Annotated in this window: 16 protein-coding genes; 14 read left to right on the top strand and 2 right to left on the bottom strand. The window is 65.5% G+C overall.

Translation table 11 applies throughout. The features are described 5' to 3' along the window. Window positions 1-219 precede the first annotated feature (219 nt). The 14 genes from pyrH to BLU17_RS04870 all read left to right on the top strand — a co-directional run bounded on the left by pyrH (window position 220) and on the right by BLU17_RS04870 (window position 14,531). Window positions 220-936 (top strand): UMP kinase, encoded by a 717-nt coding sequence (gene pyrH, locus BLU17_RS04935; protein ID WP_028229252.1) that lies wholly within the window; start codon window positions 220-222, stop codon window positions 934-936. Between the two features lie 90 nt (window positions 937-1,026). After that, window positions 1,027-1,587 (top strand): ribosome recycling factor, encoded by a 561-nt coding sequence (frr, locus tag BLU17_RS04930; protein WP_091995355.1) that lies wholly within the window; start codon window positions 1,027-1,029, stop codon window positions 1,585-1,587. A gap of 72 nt (window positions 1,588-1,659) precedes the next feature. Next, the gene (gene uppS / locus BLU17_RS04925; RefSeq protein ID WP_091995354.1) at window positions 1,660-2,436 is read left to right on the top strand and encodes a polyprenyl diphosphate synthase; all 777 of its coding nucleotides are present in this window, start codon (window positions 1,660-1,662) and stop codon (window positions 2,434-2,436) included. Continuing rightward, a complete protein-coding gene (locus BLU17_RS04920) occupies window positions 2,430-3,239 on the top strand; it encodes a phosphatidate cytidylyltransferase (protein ID WP_091995352.1) in 810 nt (269 codons plus the stop codon). The genes uppS and BLU17_RS04920 overlap by 7 nt, the downstream gene beginning before the upstream one ends. Window positions 3,240-3,263: 24 nt before the next feature. Then, on the top strand, window positions 3,264-4,445 hold the full coding sequence (locus BLU17_RS04915) for a 1-deoxy-D-xylulose-5-phosphate reductoisomerase (protein WP_091995350.1): 1,182 nt from the start codon (window positions 3,264-3,266) through the stop codon (window positions 4,443-4,445). A gap of 133 nt (window positions 4,446-4,578) precedes the next feature. Continuing rightward, window positions 4,579-5,967, top strand: coding sequence for an RIP metalloprotease RseP (rseP, locus tag BLU17_RS04910; protein ID WP_091995348.1), 1,389 nt, complete (start codon window positions 4,579-4,581; stop codon window positions 5,965-5,967). A 68-nt stretch (window positions 5,968-6,035) separates the two neighbouring features. Continuing rightward, window positions 6,036-8,342: an outer membrane protein assembly factor BamA gene (gene bamA, locus BLU17_RS04905; RefSeq protein WP_091995346.1), complete on the top strand. Its 2,307-nt coding sequence runs from the start codon at window positions 6,036-6,038 to the stop codon at window positions 8,340-8,342. A 61-nt stretch (window positions 8,343-8,403) separates the two neighbouring features. Then, the gene (locus BLU17_RS04900) at window positions 8,404-8,952 is read left to right on the top strand and encodes an OmpH/Skp family outer membrane protein (RefSeq protein ID WP_091995763.1); all 549 of its coding nucleotides are present in this window, start codon (window positions 8,404-8,406) and stop codon (window positions 8,950-8,952) included. Between the two features lie 18 nt (window positions 8,953-8,970). Then, window positions 8,971-10,068, top strand: coding sequence for a UDP-3-O-(3-hydroxymyristoyl)glucosamine N-acyltransferase (gene lpxD / locus BLU17_RS04895; RefSeq protein ID WP_091995344.1), 1,098 nt, complete (start codon window positions 8,971-8,973; stop codon window positions 10,066-10,068). Between the two features lie 280 nt (window positions 10,069-10,348). Beyond that, window positions 10,349-10,813, top strand: coding sequence for a 3-hydroxyacyl-ACP dehydratase FabZ (fabZ, locus tag BLU17_RS04890; RefSeq protein WP_091995761.1), 465 nt, complete (start codon window positions 10,349-10,351; stop codon window positions 10,811-10,813). Between the two features lie 77 nt (window positions 10,814-10,890). Continuing rightward, the gene (gene lpxA, locus BLU17_RS04885; RefSeq protein WP_091995342.1) at window positions 10,891-11,679 is read left to right on the top strand and encodes an acyl-ACP--UDP-N-acetylglucosamine O-acyltransferase; all 789 of its coding nucleotides are present in this window, start codon (window positions 10,891-10,893) and stop codon (window positions 11,677-11,679) included. Between the two features lie 3 nt (window positions 11,680-11,682). Then, a complete protein-coding gene (gene lpxB, locus BLU17_RS04880; protein ID WP_091995340.1) occupies window positions 11,683-12,852 on the top strand; it encodes a lipid-A-disaccharide synthase in 1,170 nt (389 codons plus the stop codon). After that, entirely contained in the window at window positions 12,849-13,649 is an 801-nt protein-coding gene (gene rnhB / locus BLU17_RS04875; protein ID WP_091995338.1) for a ribonuclease HII, read from the top strand. Before lpxB ends, rnhB begins: the two co-directional genes overlap by 4 nt. Before the next feature lie 93 nt (window positions 13,650-13,742). After that, the gene (locus BLU17_RS04870; RefSeq protein WP_091995336.1) at window positions 13,743-14,531 is read left to right on the top strand and encodes a TrmH family RNA methyltransferase; all 789 of its coding nucleotides are present in this window, start codon (window positions 13,743-13,745) and stop codon (window positions 14,529-14,531) included. A gap of 135 nt (window positions 14,532-14,666) precedes the next feature. Here the strand turns inward: BLU17_RS04870 and mscL are convergent, their stop codons facing one another. Both mscL and BLU17_RS04860 read right to left on the bottom strand, forming a co-directional pair. Beyond that, entirely contained in the window at window positions 14,667-15,113 is a 447-nt protein-coding gene (gene mscL / locus BLU17_RS04865; RefSeq protein WP_091995334.1) for a large conductance mechanosensitive channel protein MscL, read from the bottom strand. 179 nt (window positions 15,114-15,292) lie between these two features. Next, the gene (locus tag BLU17_RS04860) at window positions 15,293-16,303 is read right to left on the bottom strand and encodes a threonine/serine dehydratase family protein (RefSeq protein ID WP_091995331.1); all 1,011 of its coding nucleotides are present in this window, start codon (window positions 16,301-16,303) and stop codon (window positions 15,293-15,295) included. Window positions 16,304-16,313 lie beyond the last annotated feature (10 nt).

Below are 16,313 nucleotides of genomic sequence, written 5' to 3'. Positions count from 1 at the left end.
CTGCGCGTGACAAGGCGGCAACCGCAGTTGTTGCAGCACAGTTGTGGACCGTAGCGGAGCAATCCGCTGCGGTGGGCAGCGTAGCGGCGCCGCGCGCGGCAGTCCTCGCCGTGTGCGGTGCCGGAAATCTTCGCTATTTCTGGCGGCGCTTGCCCGAAGCCGTATTTCACCCCTACAGTTTCAAGTTATTGCCCTTTGCGCGCGATCCTGGATACCTCCATGCCCACACCCGCCTATAAACGCGTCCTGCTCAAACTTTCCGGCGAAGCCCTGATGGGCGACGATGCATTTGGCATTAATCGCGCCACGATCGAACGTATGGTGGCAGACGTGGCCGAGGTCGTGCGGCTCGGCACCCAGCTCGCGGTCGTGATCGGCGGCGGTAACATTTTTCGCGGCGTTGCGGGCGGCGCGGCCGGCATGGACCGCGCAACCGCCGACTACATGGGTATGCTGGCGACGATGATGAACGCACTGGCGCTCCAGGACGCCATGCGTCACGCGGGCATCGAGGCGCGCGTGCAGTCGGCGCTGCGCATGGACCAGGTCGTCGAGCCGTACATCCGCCCCCGCGCGATCCGCCAGCTCGAGGAAGGCAAGGTCGTGATCTTCGCCGCGGGCACGGGCAACCCGTTCTTCACCACCGACACGGCGGCCGCGCTGCGCGGCTCGGAAGTCGGCGCCGAAGTCGTGCTGAAGGCCACCAAGGTCGACGGCGTCTACTCGGCCGACCCGAAGAAGGACCCGACGGCCACGCGCTACTCGACGATCAGCTTCGATGAGGCAATCGGCCGCAATCTGCAGGTGATGGACGCGACGGCGTTCGCGCTGTGCCGCGACCAGAAGCTGCCGATCCGGGTTTTTTCCATCGTCAAGCCGGGTGCGCTGAAGCGCATCGTTCAGGGCGAAGACGAAGGTACGCTCGTCCACGTGTAAACTCTCGTTTCACGAGAGATTCGAACACGGGCCGCGCCGCCCCAGCGCGTCGGCGGGCCCGTTCCGTTATGAAGGTTCGGAGGTATCAAAATGGCTGTGGCTGACATCAAGAAGGGCGCAGAGCAGAAAATGCAGCGTTCGATCGACGCGTTCAAGAGCGATCTGGCGAAAATCCGCACGGGCCGCGCCCATACCGGTCTGCTCGACCACATCCAGGTCGACTACTACGGCTCGCCCGTGCCCATCTCGCAGGTCGCGAACCTCACGCTCGTCGACGCGCGCACGATCGGCGTGCAGCCGTGGGAAAAGAAGATGGTGCAAGTCATCGAAAAGGCGATCCGGGAGTCGGATCTCGGCTTGAACCCGGCCACCCACGGCGATCTGATCCGCGTGCCGATGCCCGCGCTCACCGAAGAGCGCCGCAAGGAGCTCACGAAGGTCGTCAAGAACGAAGGCGAAACGGCGAAGGTGGCTGTGCGCAACCTGCGTCGCGACGCCAACGAGCAGCTCAGGAAGCTCGTGAAGGACAAGGAAATCTCGGAAGACGACGAGCGTCGCGGCGGCGACGACGTCCAGAAGTTGACGGACCGCTTCGTGGCCGAGATCGACAAGCTCGTGCAGACGAAGGAAGCCGAGATCATGACGGTCTGAGGCCCGCGGGCTCTCAGTATCGTCAAGGTTTCAAGCGGTTTCCCATTTCCCAGCAGCTACAGTCCGACGGCCATGACCTATACCAGCTCAACCGTTCGCGTGCCCGACGTGGCGGCCGTGCCGCGCCACATCGCGATCATCATGGACGGCAATGGCCGTTGGGCAACGCAGCGCCGGCTGCCGCGCGTCGCGGGTCATACGCGCGGCGTCGACGCCGTGCGCGCGGTCGTCGAGGCCTGTGTGGAGCGGGGCGTCGAGTACGTCACGCTGTTTGCATTCAGTTCCGAAAACTGGCGCCGGCCGACCGACGAAGTGTCGTTCCTCATGCGCCTCTTCGTCACCGCGCTTGAACGCGAGGTCGCGCGCCTGCACGCGAACGGCATTTGCCTGCGCGTGGTCGGCGACCTGTCGATGTTCAACGAGCGCATCCAGGACCTGATTCGCCGCGCGCAAACCAAGACCGCGCGCAACACCCGCCTCACGCTGACAATCGCCGCGAACTACGGCGGCCGCTGGGACATCCTGCAGGCAACCCGCAAGCTGGTCGAAGAGGCCGCCGCCACGGGCCAGCCGGTGCCCGTCACCGAAGACTCGCTCGCCCAGCATCTGGCGATGGCGTACGCGCCCGAGCCCGATCTCTTCATCCGCACCGGCGGCGAGCAGCGCGTGAGCAACTTCCTGCTCTGGCAACTCGCTTACGCCGAGTTCTATTTCACCGATACGTTCTGGCCGGATTTCGACGCCGAGGCGCTCAATCGCGCCATTGCGTCGTACGCCGAGCGCGAGCGCCGTTTCGGCCGCACGAGCGCCCAGGTCGAAGCCCAGAACGCAGATTCCCTTTCATGCTAAAAACCCGCGTCATCACGGCGCTCGTCCTGCTGGCCGTTTTCCTGCCAGTCACGCTGTTCGCGCCGGTGGCGGCGTTCGGCGCGCTCATCGGCATCGTCGTCGTGTTCGCCGCGTGGGAATGGGCGCGTCTCCTGAAGGGGGGGGCCGCGGGATCGATCGTCTATGCCGTCGTCGCGGCGGTCGTCGTGGCGCTCAGTACGCGCCTGCCCGCGCCCCGGCCGCTCTTTCAGGCGGCGGGCGTGTTCTGGATCATCGCCGGCCCTTACGTGCTGCTGCGCAAGCCGGCGCTCGCTGCGGGTCCCTGGCGCGTTTTCCTGCTCCTGGCCGGGCTCGTCATCTTCGCAGCCTGCTGGCATGCGCTCGTCGTCGCGCGCACGGCGGGCGTGGCGTTCGTCCTGTCCCTCCTGCTCGTCGTCTGGCTGGCCGATATCGGCGCATACTTCGCAGGTAAGGCATTCGGAAAGCATAAGCTCGCGCCCGCGATCAGCCCCGGCAAGACCTGGGAGGGAGCCGCGGGCGGATGGGCCGCCGTGATGGTGGTGTCCGGCGCGGCGATCGCGCTGCACGCGTTCGAACCCACGCTGTATTCCGCGCTTGCCGCCCAGATCGGGCTCGGCCGCGCGCTTTTTGTGCTTACCGTGCTGGTCGCGTTCAGCGTGATCGGTGATCTGTTCGAGTCGATGCTGAAGCGCCAGGCCGGCGTGAAGGATTCGAGCGGCCTTCTGCCGGGCCACGGCGGAGTGCTCGACCGCATCGACGCGTTGTTGCCCGTGCTGCCGCTCGCCATGCTGTTGCTCGGCTAGAGGCGCTCGGCTAGAGATTTGAATATGCAAAAACGACTCACTCTGCTCGGTTCCACGGGCTCGATCGGAGACAGCACGCTCGACGTGGTCGCGCGTCATCCGCAACGCTTCTCGGTCTATGCGCTCACCGCGCACCGCAACGGCGAGAAGCTCGTCGAACAATGCCTGCGCTTCGCGCCGGAAGTGGCCGTGGTAGGCGACGCCGACACGGCCGCGCAGGTCGAGCGCAAGCTGCGCGAGGCCGGTTCGAAGACCGTCGTGACCTATGGGCCGCAGGCGCTCGTCGAAGTCTCCAGGAGCGACGGCTGCGACACCGTGGTCGCGGCCATCGTCGGCGCGGCGGGTCTCGGGCCGACGCTCGCCGCGGCGAAGGCTGGCAAGCGGATCCTGCTCGCCAACAAGGAAGCGCTCGTGATGTCGGGCGATATCTTCATCGACGCCGTGTGCGACAGCGGCGCCGTGCTGCTGCCGCTCGACAGCGAGCACAACGCCGTCTTCCAGTGCTTTCCGCGCGAAAACGCGCAGCGCGCCGGCGTCACGAAGATCATCCTTACCGCTTCGGGCGGCCCGTTCCGCACGCGCGAGCCCTCGACGCTCGCGAACGTGACGCCCGACGAGGCCTGCAAGCACCCGAACTGGTCGATGGGCCGCAAGATCTCCGTCGACTCGGCCACGATGATGAACAAGGGCCTCGAAGTGATCGAGGCGCACTACCTGTTCGATCTGCCGGGCGAGCGCATCGACGTGCTGATTCATCCGCAGAGCGTGATTCACTCGATGGTCTCGTATGCCGATGGGTCGGTGCTCGCGCAACTGGGCAATCCCGACATGCGCACGCCGATCGCGCACGCGCTCGCGTACCCCGATCGTGTCGATTCCGGCGTCGCCCAGCTCGATCTCGCCCAGATCGCGACGCTCACGTTCGAACAGCCCGATTACGCGCGCTTCCCGTGCCTCGCGCTCGCCATGCAGGCGTTGGCCGCCGGCGGCGTGGCCAGCGCGGCGCTCAACGCGGCCAACGAGGTCGCGGTCGAAGCATTTTTGAACCGACGCATCGGCTTCATGGCGATCGCCCAGACAGTGGACGCCGTGCTCAACGCGCTCGAGAACCGCAGCGCGTCGAGTCTCGAAGTCGTGCTCGAAGCCGACGCGGCCGCCCGCCGCGCGGCTCACACCATCATCGGCAGCCTGCCGGTGCCGGCCTGACAGGCTACAGGGGGCTCGCCGAAGGGGCGCGCAGCGGCCCTTCAGTTGGCCCCTTGGTGGCCAATCAGGCCCGCGAGCCCGACTTCGGGGCCGCTACCGCACCGACGCGCTGCTCCCAGCCAAGGAGGCGCTCATGAACCTGCTTACCGAACTGGTCGCATTCGTCGTTGCGATCGGCGTGCTGGTCGTCGTGCACGAGTACGGGCATTACAGCGTCGCGCGCCTGTGCGGCGTGAAGGTCCTGCGCTTCTCGATCGGATTCGGCCGGCCGCTCGTGCAGTGGGTCAGCAAGAAGAGCGGCACCGAGTGGACGATCTCGGCGCTGCCGCTCGGCGGCTACGTGAAGATGCTCGACGAGCGGGAGTCGCCCGACACGATTGCCTCGCGCGATTTGCCTCACGCGTTCAACCGGCAGTCGGTCGGCAAGCGCATTGCGATTGTCGCGGCGGGGCCCATCGCCAATTTCCTGCTTGCCGTCGTGCTCTTTTCGGTCGTGTACGCGAGCGGGGTGACCGAGCAGTCGGCCATCGTCGCGGCGCCGCCCGCGCAGTCGGCGGCGGCGCAGGCCGGCTTCCAGGGTGGCGAGACGATTCTTTCGGTAAGCGATGCAACCGGCAGCGAGACCGAGCCCGTGCGTTCGTGGTCCGATCTGCGCTGGAAGCTGCTTGCCTCGGCATTCGATCAGGGCCATGTCGTCCTTTCCGCGCGTGACGGCGCCGGGACCTACGATTTCCCGCTCGATCTCTCGCACCTCACCAGCAAGGACCTCGACGACGACTTCATGTCGAAGCTCGGCCTCGAAGCGGGCGGCAGCGCGCTGAAGGTGGCGGCCGTGGAGGCGGGTAGTGCGGCGCAACATGCCGGACTGCAAGCCGGCGATCAACTGCGTGCCATCGACGGGCGTCCCGTGGACAGCGCAACGACATTCATCGCCTATGTGAAGACCCACGCCGGCAAGCCCGTGCGGCTCACGGTCGCGCGCGACGACGTCGCCCGGCATACGCAGCAGGCGCTCACGCTGACGATCACGCCCGCGCCGCAGCGCGACGTGCAGACGGGCGAGGAAGTCGGGCGGATCGGCGCGGCGCTCTCGGCACAGGCGCCTTCGGTGGACGTGCGTTACGGGCCGCTCGAGAGTGTGCGCCTTGGCGCGTACCGCACGTGGGACATCGCGGTCTATTCGCTGCGGATGTTCGGCCGCATGGTCACGGGCGAAGCGTCGCTGAAGAATCTGTCGGGCCCGGTGACGATTGCCGACTATGCAGGAAAGAGCGCGAGACTCGGCCCATCCGCATTTTTATCGTTCCTCGCCCTCGTGAGCATCAGCCTCGGTGTGCTGAATCTGCTCCCAATTCCGGTATTGGACGGGGGGCATCTGTTATATTATCTGGTTGAAGCCGTAACGGGCAAAGCCGTATCGGATCGCTGGCAGCTTGTACTGCAGCGAGCGGGGCTGGCCTGCATCGTCGCGCTGTCGGCGATCGCGTTGTTCAACGATCTGGCTCGGTTAATCCATTTTTGAAGATGTCTGGCGGCGTCCGAGGGCGGGCCGCCCGATCTGATGCAGCTATACATAATTGGGGAAGCACGTTGTTTAGACCTCATCGCTTGGTTCCAAAAACGGTTGCGGCCGCGGCGATCGCCGCACATGGACTCGTTGCCCACGCAGCAACGACGCCTTTCGTGGTTCAGGACATCCGCATCGAAGGGCTGCAACGCGTCGAGCCGGGCACGGTGTTCGCCTACCTGCCGATCAAGCAAGGCGACACGTTTACCGACGAAAAGGCGTCCGAGGCCATCCGCGCACTCTATGCGACGGGCTTCTTCAACGACGTGAAGATCGCCGCCGAAGGCGGGGTGGTGGTGGTGCAGGTGCAGGAGCGCCCGGCCATCGGCACGATCGACTTCGCGGGCATCAAGGAATTCGACAAGGACAATCTCACCAAGGCGCTGCGCGCGGTCGGCCTCTCGCAAGGCCGCTACTACGACAAGGCACTCGTCGACAAGGCCGAGCAGGAGCTCAAGCGCCAGTACCTCACGCGCGGCTTCTACGCCGCCGAGGTCACGACCACGGTCACGCCGATCGACCGCAATCGCGTCGGGCTGCTGTTCTCGGTCGTCGAAGGTCCGAGCGCGAAGATCCGCCAGATCAACTTCATCGGCAACAAGACGTACAGCACCGGCACGCTCCTTTCGGAGATGCAGCTCTCCACGCCTAACTGGTTCTCGTGGTACACGAAAAACGACCTCTACTCGAAGGAAAAGCTTACGGGCGACCTCGAGAACGTGCGCTCGTACTACCTGAATCACGGCTACCTCGAGTTCAACATCGACTCGACGCAGGTCTCGATCTCGCCCGACAAGAAGGACATGTACCTCACCATCGGCATCCACGAGGGTGAGCCGTACAAGGTGTCGGGCGTCCACCTGTCCGGCAACCTGCTCGATCGCGAGGCCGAGCTCAAGAAGCTGATCAAGATCAAGCCGGGCGATACTTTCTCGGCCGAAAAGCTGCAGGCCACGACCAAGGCCATCGTCGACAAGCTCGGCGAATACGGCTACGCGTTCGCAACCGTCAATGCGCTGCCGCAGATCGACCAGGCCAATCATACGGTCGACCTCACGCTGCAGGTCGATCCGAGCCGCCGCGTCTACGTGCGCCGCATCAACGTGGTGGGCAACACGCGTACGCGCGACGAAGTCGTGCGACGCGAAATGCGCCAGCTCGAAAGTTCGTGGTTCGACTCGAACCGTCTTGCGCTCTCGAAGGACCGCATCAACCGTTTGGGCTACTTCACCGACGTCGACGTGACCACGGTGCCCGTGGAAGGCACGGCCGACCAGGTGGACGTGAACGTGAAGGTCGCCGAAAAGCCGACCGGCGCGATTACGCTGGGTGCGGGCTTCTCGTCCACGGACAAGGTGGTGCTGTCGGCGGGCGTGTCGCAGGACAACGTGTTCGGTTCGGGCACGTCGCTCTCGGTGAACGTGAACACCGCGAAGACGTACCGCACGCTGGCCGTCACGCAGGTGGACCCGTACTTCACGGTCGACGGCATCAAGCGCATTACCGACGTTTACTACCGCACGTACCAGCCGCTGTACTACTCGACCGATTCGAGCTTCCGCATCATCACGATGGGCGGCGACCTCAAGTTCGGCATTCCGTTCTCGGAAGTCGATACGGTCTACTTCGGTGCCGGTTTCGAGCAGGACACGCTCGACATCGACGGCGCGACGCCGCAAAGCTATATCGACTATGTGCATGAATTCGGGCGTGTCTCGAACAACGTGCCGCTCACGATCGGCTGGTCGCGCGACGCGCGTGACAGCGCGCTCGTGCCGAGCAAGGGCTACTTCACGCAGGCGAACGCCGAATACGGCACGCCGGTCGGCGGTACGCAGTACTACAAGGCCGACGTGCAGGCGCAGTACTACTACTCCTTCGCGCGCGGCTTCGTGCTGGGGCTGAACTTCCAGGGCGGCTACGGCAACGGCCTCGGCGGCAAGCCATACCCGATCTTCAAGAACTACTACGCGGGCGGTATCGGTTCGGTGCGTGGCTATGAGCCGAGCTCGCTGGGTCCGCGCGACAGGACGACGAACGACCCGATCGGCGGTTCGAAGATGCTCGTCGGCAACGTCGAACTGACCTTCCCGTTGCCGGGCACGGGCTACGACCGCACGCTGCGAGTCTTCACGTTCGTCGATGGTGGTAACGTCTGGGGCGACGAAGGCACGAGCATCGGCTCGAACGGCCTGCGTTACAGCTACGGTTTCGGTCTTGCGTGGATCTCGCCGATCGGCCCGCTCAAGCTGAGCCTTGGCTTCCCGCTCGTCAAGCACGATGGCGACCAGTACCAGAAGTTCCAGTTCCAGATCGGGACGGCATTCTGACGTATGTTCAGCCCGGTGCCGCGAAGCGCGGCGCCGGAACCCAGGAAACGAGAGGATGAATTTGCTAACGGGTATGTTTTCCAGACGGGCGATCGGGGCCGTTACCGTGTCGCTGGCGCTGCTCGGTTTCGGCATGGGCGCGGCGCAAGCGCAGGAAGCAAGGATCGCGGCGGTGAACTCCGATCGCATCCTGCGCGAATCCGCTCCCGCGAAGGCCGCGCAGACCAAACTCGAAGCCGAGTTCGCCAAGCGCGACAAGGATCTGCAGGACATGGCGCAGCGCCTGAAGTCGATGTCCGATTCGCTCGACAAGAGCGGCGCGTCGATGTCGCCGACCGATCGCGCGCAGAAGCAACGCGATCTTTCGGCGCTCGACAGCGACTTCCAGCGCAAGCAGCGCGAATTCCGCGAAGACCTGAACCAGCGCCGCAACGAAGAACTCGCGGCGGTGCTCGACCGTGCGAACAAGGTGATCAAGCAGATTGCCGAGCAACAGCACTACGACCTGATCGTGCAGGAAGCGGTGTACGTGAGCCCGCGCATCGACATCACCGACCAGGTGCTGAAGGCGCTCGCGGCGTCCGGCAGCGCCGGCAGCAACAGCAACTAAGGCAGGAGCAGTACGCGCATGGCATTTACGCTTGAGGACATCGTCGGGCGGTTCGGCGGCGAGGTGGTGGGCGACGCGACGCAATGCGTCGGTTCGCTCGCGCCTCTCGACCAGGCCGGTCCGCAACAGCTCGCGTTCCTCGCCAATCCGAAGTATCTCGCCCAGGTCGAGACGACCCGCGCGGGCGCGGTGCTCATCAGCCCCGCCGACCTCGAAAAGCTCGCATCGCGCGAGGGTCGCAACTTCATCGTCACACCGAATCCGTATGCTTACTTCGCGCGCGTCGCGCAGGCGTTCATCGACCTCGCCACGCCGAAGGCTCAGCCTGGCGTGCATGCGAGCGCGCACGTCGACGCCACCGCGAAGATCGCCGCGAGCGCGGTGATCGGGCCGAACGTGACGGTCGAAGCTGGCGCCGTGATCGGCGAGAACGTGCGCCTCGACGCCAACGTCTTTATCGGCCGCGGTACGCAGGTGGACGAGGGCTCGCATCTGTATCCGGGCGTGAGCGTCTACCACGGCTGCAAGCTCGGCGCACGCGCCATCGTGCATGCGGGCGCCGTGATCGGATCGGACGGTTTTGGTTTCGCCCCCGATTTCACGGGCGAGGGCGACTCGCGTACGGGCAGCTGGGTCAAGATTCCGCAGGTTGGCGGCGTGGCCATCGGGCCGGACGTCGAGATCGGCGCGAACACGACGATCGACCGTGGTGCGATGGCCGACACGATCATCGAAGTGGGCGTGAAGATCGATAACCTCGTGCAGATCGGCCACAACTGCAAGATCGGCGCGTATACGGTCATCGCCGGGTGCGCCGGCATTGCAGGCAGCACGACGATCGGGCGTCATTGCATGATCGGCGGCGCGGTCGGCATTGCGGGGCACGTCACGCTGGGCGACTACGTGATCGTCACGGCGAAGTCGGGCGTCTCGAAGTCGTTGCCGAAGGCAGGCATCTATACGAGCGCTTTCCCTGCAGTCGATCACGCCGACTGGAACAAGAGCGCTGCGCTGTTGCGTAACATCGACAAGTTGCGCGACCGCATCAAGGCGCTCGAGGCCGCTGTCGCACAGAAGCCGCAGGCCGGCGACGAACGGGAAAGCAGTAGAGGGTAACGGGCGGCGTAGCGCACAAGCGGCACGTCGCAGGGCTGGCGCGCAAGAGCCGGTGCCGGTGCGTGGCGCCGGCTCTTGCGCGCCGCTTTGCGTCACGGGCGGCCAAACCGGGGTTTTCCGCCCGGGGCTTCCCGCCCGGGGCTTCCCGCCCGGGGCAATCCTCATGCACGGGAGCCCGGGCGTGGCGCATACTTCGCGTCAGCGCGGGCATGTTTGGCCAGGCGCCTCGAATATCGAAATCGAAAGTCACACGCGCAATTCCTGCGTGAGCAGAACCACCATGAACATCGAAAAACTCAACTTCGACATCCACAAGATTCTCACGCTGCTGCCGCACCGCTATCCGTTCCTGATGGTGGACCGGGTCATCGAGCTCGAGCCGCACAAGAGCATCAAGGCGTTGAAGAACGTGACGGTCAACGAGCCCTTTTTCACGGGTCACTTCCCGCAGCGTCCTGTCATGCCCGGCGTGATGATTCTCGAGGCGCTGGCGCAGACCGCCGCGCTGCTCACGTTTTCGGAAGAAGAGCAGGACTTCGAGAATACGCTCTACTACTTCGTAGGCATCGACGGTGCGCGCTTCAAGCGCGTGGTCGAACCGGGCGACCAGCTCATCCTCAATGCGACATTCGAGCGCTACATGCGCGGCATCTGGAAGTTCAAGGCGCAGGCCGAAGTGGACGGCGCCGTCGCCTGCGAGGCGGAGCTCATGTGCACCGTCAAGAAAATGGACGCGCCGCAATAAGAGGCGCCGCCGCATGCCGCCGCACGCCTCGAGCGGGGCGCTCCGGCACGGAAACAGGAATCGGAGAGCGAGGACGAATGAGCAGGATCCATCCCACTGCGGTCGTCGAGCCGGGCGCGCAGATCGACGAATCGGTCGAAATCGGGGCGTTCGCGGTCATCGGTGCGAACGTCGCAATCGGCGCGCGCACGAAGGTCGGTTCGCATAGCGTGCTGGAAGGCCACACGACCATCGGCGAGGACAATACGATCGGCCACTACGCGTCGATCGGCGGCCGCCCGCAGGACATGAAGTACAAGGGCGAGCCTACCAGGCTCGTGATCGGCAACCGCAACACCATCCGCGAGTTCACGACGCTGCATACGGGCACGGTGCAGGACACCGGCGTCACGATCATCGGCGACGATTGCTGGATCATGGCCTACGTGCATGTTGGCCATGACTGCCGGCTCGGCGACAACATCATCATGTCGAGCAACGCGCAACTCGCGGGTCACGTGATCGTCGACGACCATGCGATCGTCGGTGGCATGACCGGCGTGCACCAGTTCGTGCGCATCGGTGCGCACTCGATGGTGGGCGGCGCATCGGCGCTCGTGCAGGACGTGCCGCCGTTCGTGATCGCCGCCGGCAACAAGGCGGTGCCGCACGGCATCAACGTCGAAGGCCTGCGCCGCCGCGGCTTCACGCCGGACGCGATTTCGGCGCTGCGCTCGGCGTACCGCACGCTTTACAAGAACGGGCTCTCGCTCGAAGAGGCGAAGGTGCAGCTCGCCGAGCTCGCGCAGGCGGGCGGCGACGGCGACGCCCACGTGAAAGCGCTGCTCGACTTCGTCGAGCAGTCGCAGCGCGGCATCATTCGCTGACCGATGGCGCTGCAATCGCGTCCGTTGCGCCTCGCGATGGTTGCCGGCGAACCATCCGGCGACCTGCTTGCCGCTTCGCTGCTCGCGGGCCTCAAGGCCCGCTTGCCCAGTACTACGCAGTACTATGGAATCGGCGGTCCGCGCATGATGGCTGCCGGCTTCGATGCGCACTGGCCGATGGAAAAGCTCTCGGTGCGCGGCTACGTCGAGGCGCTCAAGCACATTCCCGAGATCCTGCGCATCCGCAACGAGCTCAAGCATCAGTTGCTGGCCGACCCGCCCGACGCGTTCATCGGCGTGGACGCGCCCGACTTCAACTTCGGCCTCGAGCACGCGCTGCGCGATGCGGGCATTCCGACGATCCATTTCGTTTGCCCCTCGATCTGGGCGTGGCGCGGCGGGCGCATCAAGAAGATCCAGAAGGCCGTCGATCACATGCTGTGCGTGTTCCCGTTCGAAACGGCGATTCTCGAAAGGGCCGGCGTGGCGGCTTCCTACGTCGGCCATCCGCTTGCCGACGACATTCCGCTCGAACCCGACGTTGCCGGTGCGCGCCGCACGCTCGGCCTGGCCGGGAGCGACCCGGTGATCGCGGTGCTGCCGGGAAGCCGCCGCTCGGAGATCAACCTGATCGGGCCGACGTTCTTCGACGCGATGCAGATCATGCAGCGGCGCGAGCCGGGCCTGCGCTTCGTGATGCCGGCGGCGACGCCCGCCATCCACGCGCAGTTGCAGGAACTGGCGAACGCGCATCAGGGACTCGCGCTCACGATCATCGACGGCCAGTCGCAGCTTGCAATGACGGCCGCCGACGCGATTCTTGTGAAGAGCGGCACGGTCACGCTCGAAGCAGCGCTGCTCAAGAAGCCGATGGTCATTTCCTACAAGGTGCCCTGGCTCACGGGGCAGATCATGCGCCGCCAGGGCTATCTGCCTTACGTCGGCTTGCCGAACATCCTCGCGGGCCGCTTCGTCGTGCCGGAAATCCTGCAGCACTTCGCGACGCCCGAAGCGCTCGCCGACGCCACGCTCACGCAGTTGCGCGACGAGGCAAACCGGCGCACGCTGACCGAGGTGTTCACGCAGATGCATCTGACTCTGCGTCAAAACACCTCGGAGCGCGCGGCCGAAGTGGTCGCGAGCATCGTGGAAAGCCGCAGGGGGCGGGCATGAGCGAGGGCACGATCAAGCGTACCAGGGCGCCGGCTGCCGCCGCGGGCGCGAAGGCGGCTGGCAGAAAGCCGCCTTCGCAGGCCGCGCTCAAGCTCGCCGCGCGTCGCAAGGCGGCGCGTCAGGCCGGGCTGTTGTTCGAGTCGCCCGACGACGTGGTCTGCGGTGTGGACGAGGCAGGTCGCGGGCCGCTGGCTGGGCCGGTGGTCGCGGCCGCCGTGATTCTCGATCCGGCGAGGCCAATTCGCGGACTCAACGACTCGAAGGTGCTGACGGCGCAGGTGCGCGAAAAGCTTTACGAACGCATCGTCGAGCGCGCGCTAGCGTGGTGCGTCGCCTCGGCGACCGTCGAGGAGATCGACACGCTCAACATCCTGCACGCAACGATGCTGGCGATGCGGCGAGCGGTCGAAGGCTTGAGCATCGTACCGACGCTCGCGAAGATCGACGGCAATCGCTGCCCGGTGATGCCGGTGCGCAGCGAGGCCGTGATTGGCGGCGACGCGCTCGTGCCGAGCATTTCGGCGGCATCGATCATCGCGAAGGTCACGCGCGACCGCATGCTGGTCGAACTGCACGGACGCCATCCGCATTACGGCTTCGACGCGCATGCGGGATACGGCACGCCGCAGCACCTCGAAGCGCTGCGCGTGCATGGCCCTTGCGAGCATCACCGGCGCTCGTTCGCGCCCGTGCGTGACGCCTACGCGCTGCACGGCATCGTTCTGTCCGGCACGGCGGCGATCGTCAGCGATGTGGCTGGCCTCGAAGAAGACGACGCTTTCGCGCCACTCCCCTGAGCCGTCGTCCATGCGCGCCCGCGCCGCTTCGCGCGATGCTGGCCGCGCCATTTTCCTTTCCACCGATCCTCTCTTGAAACGCCAGGCCTGCCCGTGAAAGCCATTACCTCGCGCGACAATCCGCTCTACAAGCGCCTGAAAGCGCTGGCTGGTTCGACGCACCAGCAGCGGCGCAGCCACCAGGCCTTGCTCGAAGGCTTCCATCTTGCGAGCGCGTGGCTCGAAGGCGGCTCGCAGCCCGAGTATTGCGTGGTGACCGAAGGTGCGCTCGCACACGAAGACGCACAAGACATCGTCGCGCGGGTGGACGAGCGTCGCGTTATCACGCTGCCCGACGCGCTGTTCGGGCAGCTTTCGAACGTCGTGCACGGCGTGGGGTTGCTGTTGCTCGTCGACATGCCGCAGGCGCAGTTGCCCGAGCGCGTCGAATCGACTTGCCTCGTGCTCGACGGGTTGCAGGATGCCGGCAACGTCGGCTCGATCCTGCGCAGCGCGGCGGCGGCCGGCATCGACAAGGTGTTCTGCACGCCGGGCACGGCTTATGTGTGGTCGTCGAAGGTGCTGCGCTCGGCCATGGGCGCGCATTTTCTGCTGCAGGTGTTCGAGAACGTGGAAGTCGAAACGCTCGTCGAAGTCCTCGGCGTGCCGGTCGTAATCACCGATTCGCACGGCGCGCAGGCAATCGACGAGGCCGATCTCACGGGGCCTGTCGCGTGGGTGTTCGGCAACGAAGGCGCGGGCGTTTCGCAGGTATGGCGCGACGCGGCGGCGCTGCGCGTGACGATTCCGCAGCCGGGCGGCATGGAGTCGCTCAACGTCGCCGCGGCGGCGGCCGTGTGCGTGTTCGAGCAATGCCGGCAGCAGCGTAACGCGCGTCGCTGATTCTCACGCGAGGCAGAAGCAAAAAACCCGGCTCGTTCGCGAGCCTCCACCAGGCCGGTGCGGTTCAGTCCAACTTCGTGGGGGCGGTTCAGCGGCCTGGCGGTGGCGCGGGTGTGGCCCGGCCTCTCGCGAGGCTCAGCGCGGGGTGTTCTTCAGCGAGTCGCGGATCTCGCGCAGCAGCAGCACGTCTTCGGGCGTGGGAGGCGGCGCTGCGGGCGCGGCTTCTTCCGGCCGGCGCAGCTTGTTGATGAACTTCACCATCAAAAAGATGATGAACGCGAGGATGACGAAGTTGATTACGGCCGTGATGAACGAGCCATAGCCGAAAACCGCGACGCCCGCTGTCTGCAGATCCTTGTACGAATCCGGGTTGCCTTTGTAGCTTGCGGGAATGTGACCCAGCCGGATGAACAGGTTCGAGAAGTCGAGGCCGCCCGTGACCACGCCGATGACCGGCATGATGAGATCCTTCACGACCGAGTTGACAATGCTCGAGAACGCGCCGCCGATGATCACGCCGACCGCGAGATCCATGACATTGCCTTTGACGGCAAATTCCTTGAACTCCTTGACTATGCTCATGAGCGGGCTCTCCTGAATTGCGCGGCACCTGGCTGGGGTCAAAACGCCGCATTGCGGCAATGATAGCGAACGCAACCGTATCGTGGTAGCAATTTGACATTCTCTGGCATTTTGTGGGCGAGGCTGGCGACGAAGCCCCGCGAATGCACGCGGCGTGCCCGCGTCGCGCGCCCGGGCTTTTAGTACGCGAACGATATCTGTTCGTGGAACGTCACGGGATCGGTATTGGTGCCGCACAGCAGCACCCCCACGCGCTTGCCCTGCAGCGCGTCGCGCAGCGGTCCGAGAAGTCCCGCCGTGGCCGTGGCGCAGGCCGGTTCGACAGCCAGCTTCAGTTGCTCGAAGAGCACGCGCATCGCGCTGCGCAGGGCGTCGTCCGACACGGTGACGATGCGCTCGATATGGCGGCGGCACAGCGTATAGCTGTATTGCGCGGTGTGCGGCGACATCAGCGAGTCGGCGATGGAATCCATATGGGTCATGCGTACCGTGTGGTTCGCAGCGAAGCTTCGGCTCATCACGTCCGAGCCCTCGGGTTCGACGCCATACACGCGCACGTGCGGATTCGCGAGGCGCAGTGCCGTGGCCACCCCAGCGGCGAGCCCGCCGCCGCCGATGGGCACCACCACCGCGTCCAGGTCCGGCGCCTGGGTGGCCCATTCGTAGCCGAGCGTCGCCGTGCCGAGCACCGTGCGATAGCCGTTGAACGGATGCACGAAATAGCGCCCCTCGTCGGACTCGATGCGGCGCACGATCTCGAACGCCTCGCTGCTGTTGCCGGCCACGACGATTTCCGCGCCAAAGCGCTTGCATTGCGCGACGCGCGCCGCGCTCGCGGTACGAAAGAGCACGACCTTCGCGCTGATGCCGAGCCGCATCGCCGCATACGCGACCGCAATGGCGTGATTGCCGCCCGATACGCACGTGACGCCCGCGCGGCGCTGCGCGGCGTCCAGCGCGAGCAGATGCGTGAACGCGCCGCGCACCTTGAAGCTGCCGCTCGACTGCAGCAGCTCGAACTTGAAGTTCACGAGCGTGTCTTCGAGCGTCGACAGATCGTGGCGGTCGAACACCGGCGTGCGCAGCACCCAGGGCGCGAGCGCGAAATGCTGCGAGGCGATCGCGTCGAGCGTGGGGATTGCCTCACCGTCTATCGTGTGGCTGGTGGGGAGCGGCGAGGCGGTGGACATGATGGTGCGC

It is taken from the genome of Paraburkholderia lycopersici, from assembly GCF_900096975.1.
GTDB lineage: Bacteria > Pseudomonadota > Gammaproteobacteria > Burkholderiales > Burkholderiaceae > Paraburkholderia > Paraburkholderia lycopersici.
This window is presented reverse-complemented; position numbering and strand designations above follow the sequence as displayed.

Coding starts and splice junctions, on each gene's coding strand:
- BLU17_RS04920 (WP_091995352.1), top strand. CDS start 2,430: ATGCTAAAAACCCGCGTCATCACGGCGCTCGTCCTGCTGGCCGTTTTC.
- pyrH (WP_028229252.1), top strand. CDS start 220: ATGCCCACACCCGCCTATAAACGCGTCCTGCTCAAACTTTCCGGCGAA.
- fabZ (WP_091995761.1), top strand. CDS start 10,349: ATGAACATCGAAAAACTCAACTTCGACATCCACAAGATTCTCACGCTG.
- uppS (WP_091995354.1), top strand. CDS start 1,660: ATGACCTATACCAGCTCAACCGTTCGCGTGCCCGACGTGGCGGCCGTG.
- BLU17_RS04915 (WP_091995350.1), top strand. CDS start 3,264: ATGCAAAAACGACTCACTCTGCTCGGTTCCACGGGCTCGATCGGAGAC.
- mscL (WP_091995334.1), bottom strand. CDS start 15,113: ATGAGCATAGTCAAGGAGTTCAAGGAATTTGCCGTCAAAGGCAATGTC.
- rseP (WP_091995348.1), top strand. CDS start 4,579: ATGAACCTGCTTACCGAACTGGTCGCATTCGTCGTTGCGATCGGCGTG.
- BLU17_RS04860 (WP_091995331.1), bottom strand. CDS start 16,303: ATGTCCACCGCCTCGCCGCTCCCCACCAGCCACACGATAGACGGTGAG.
- frr (WP_091995355.1), top strand. CDS start 1,027: ATGGCTGTGGCTGACATCAAGAAGGGCGCAGAGCAGAAAATGCAGCGT.
- lpxA (WP_091995342.1), top strand. CDS start 10,891: ATGAGCAGGATCCATCCCACTGCGGTCGTCGAGCCGGGCGCGCAGATC.
- lpxD (WP_091995344.1), top strand. CDS start 8,971: ATGGCATTTACGCTTGAGGACATCGTCGGGCGGTTCGGCGGCGAGGTG.
- rnhB (WP_091995338.1), top strand. CDS start 12,849: ATGAGCGAGGGCACGATCAAGCGTACCAGGGCGCCGGCTGCCGCCGCG.
- lpxB (WP_091995340.1), top strand. CDS start 11,683: ATGGCGCTGCAATCGCGTCCGTTGCGCCTCGCGATGGTTGCCGGCGAA.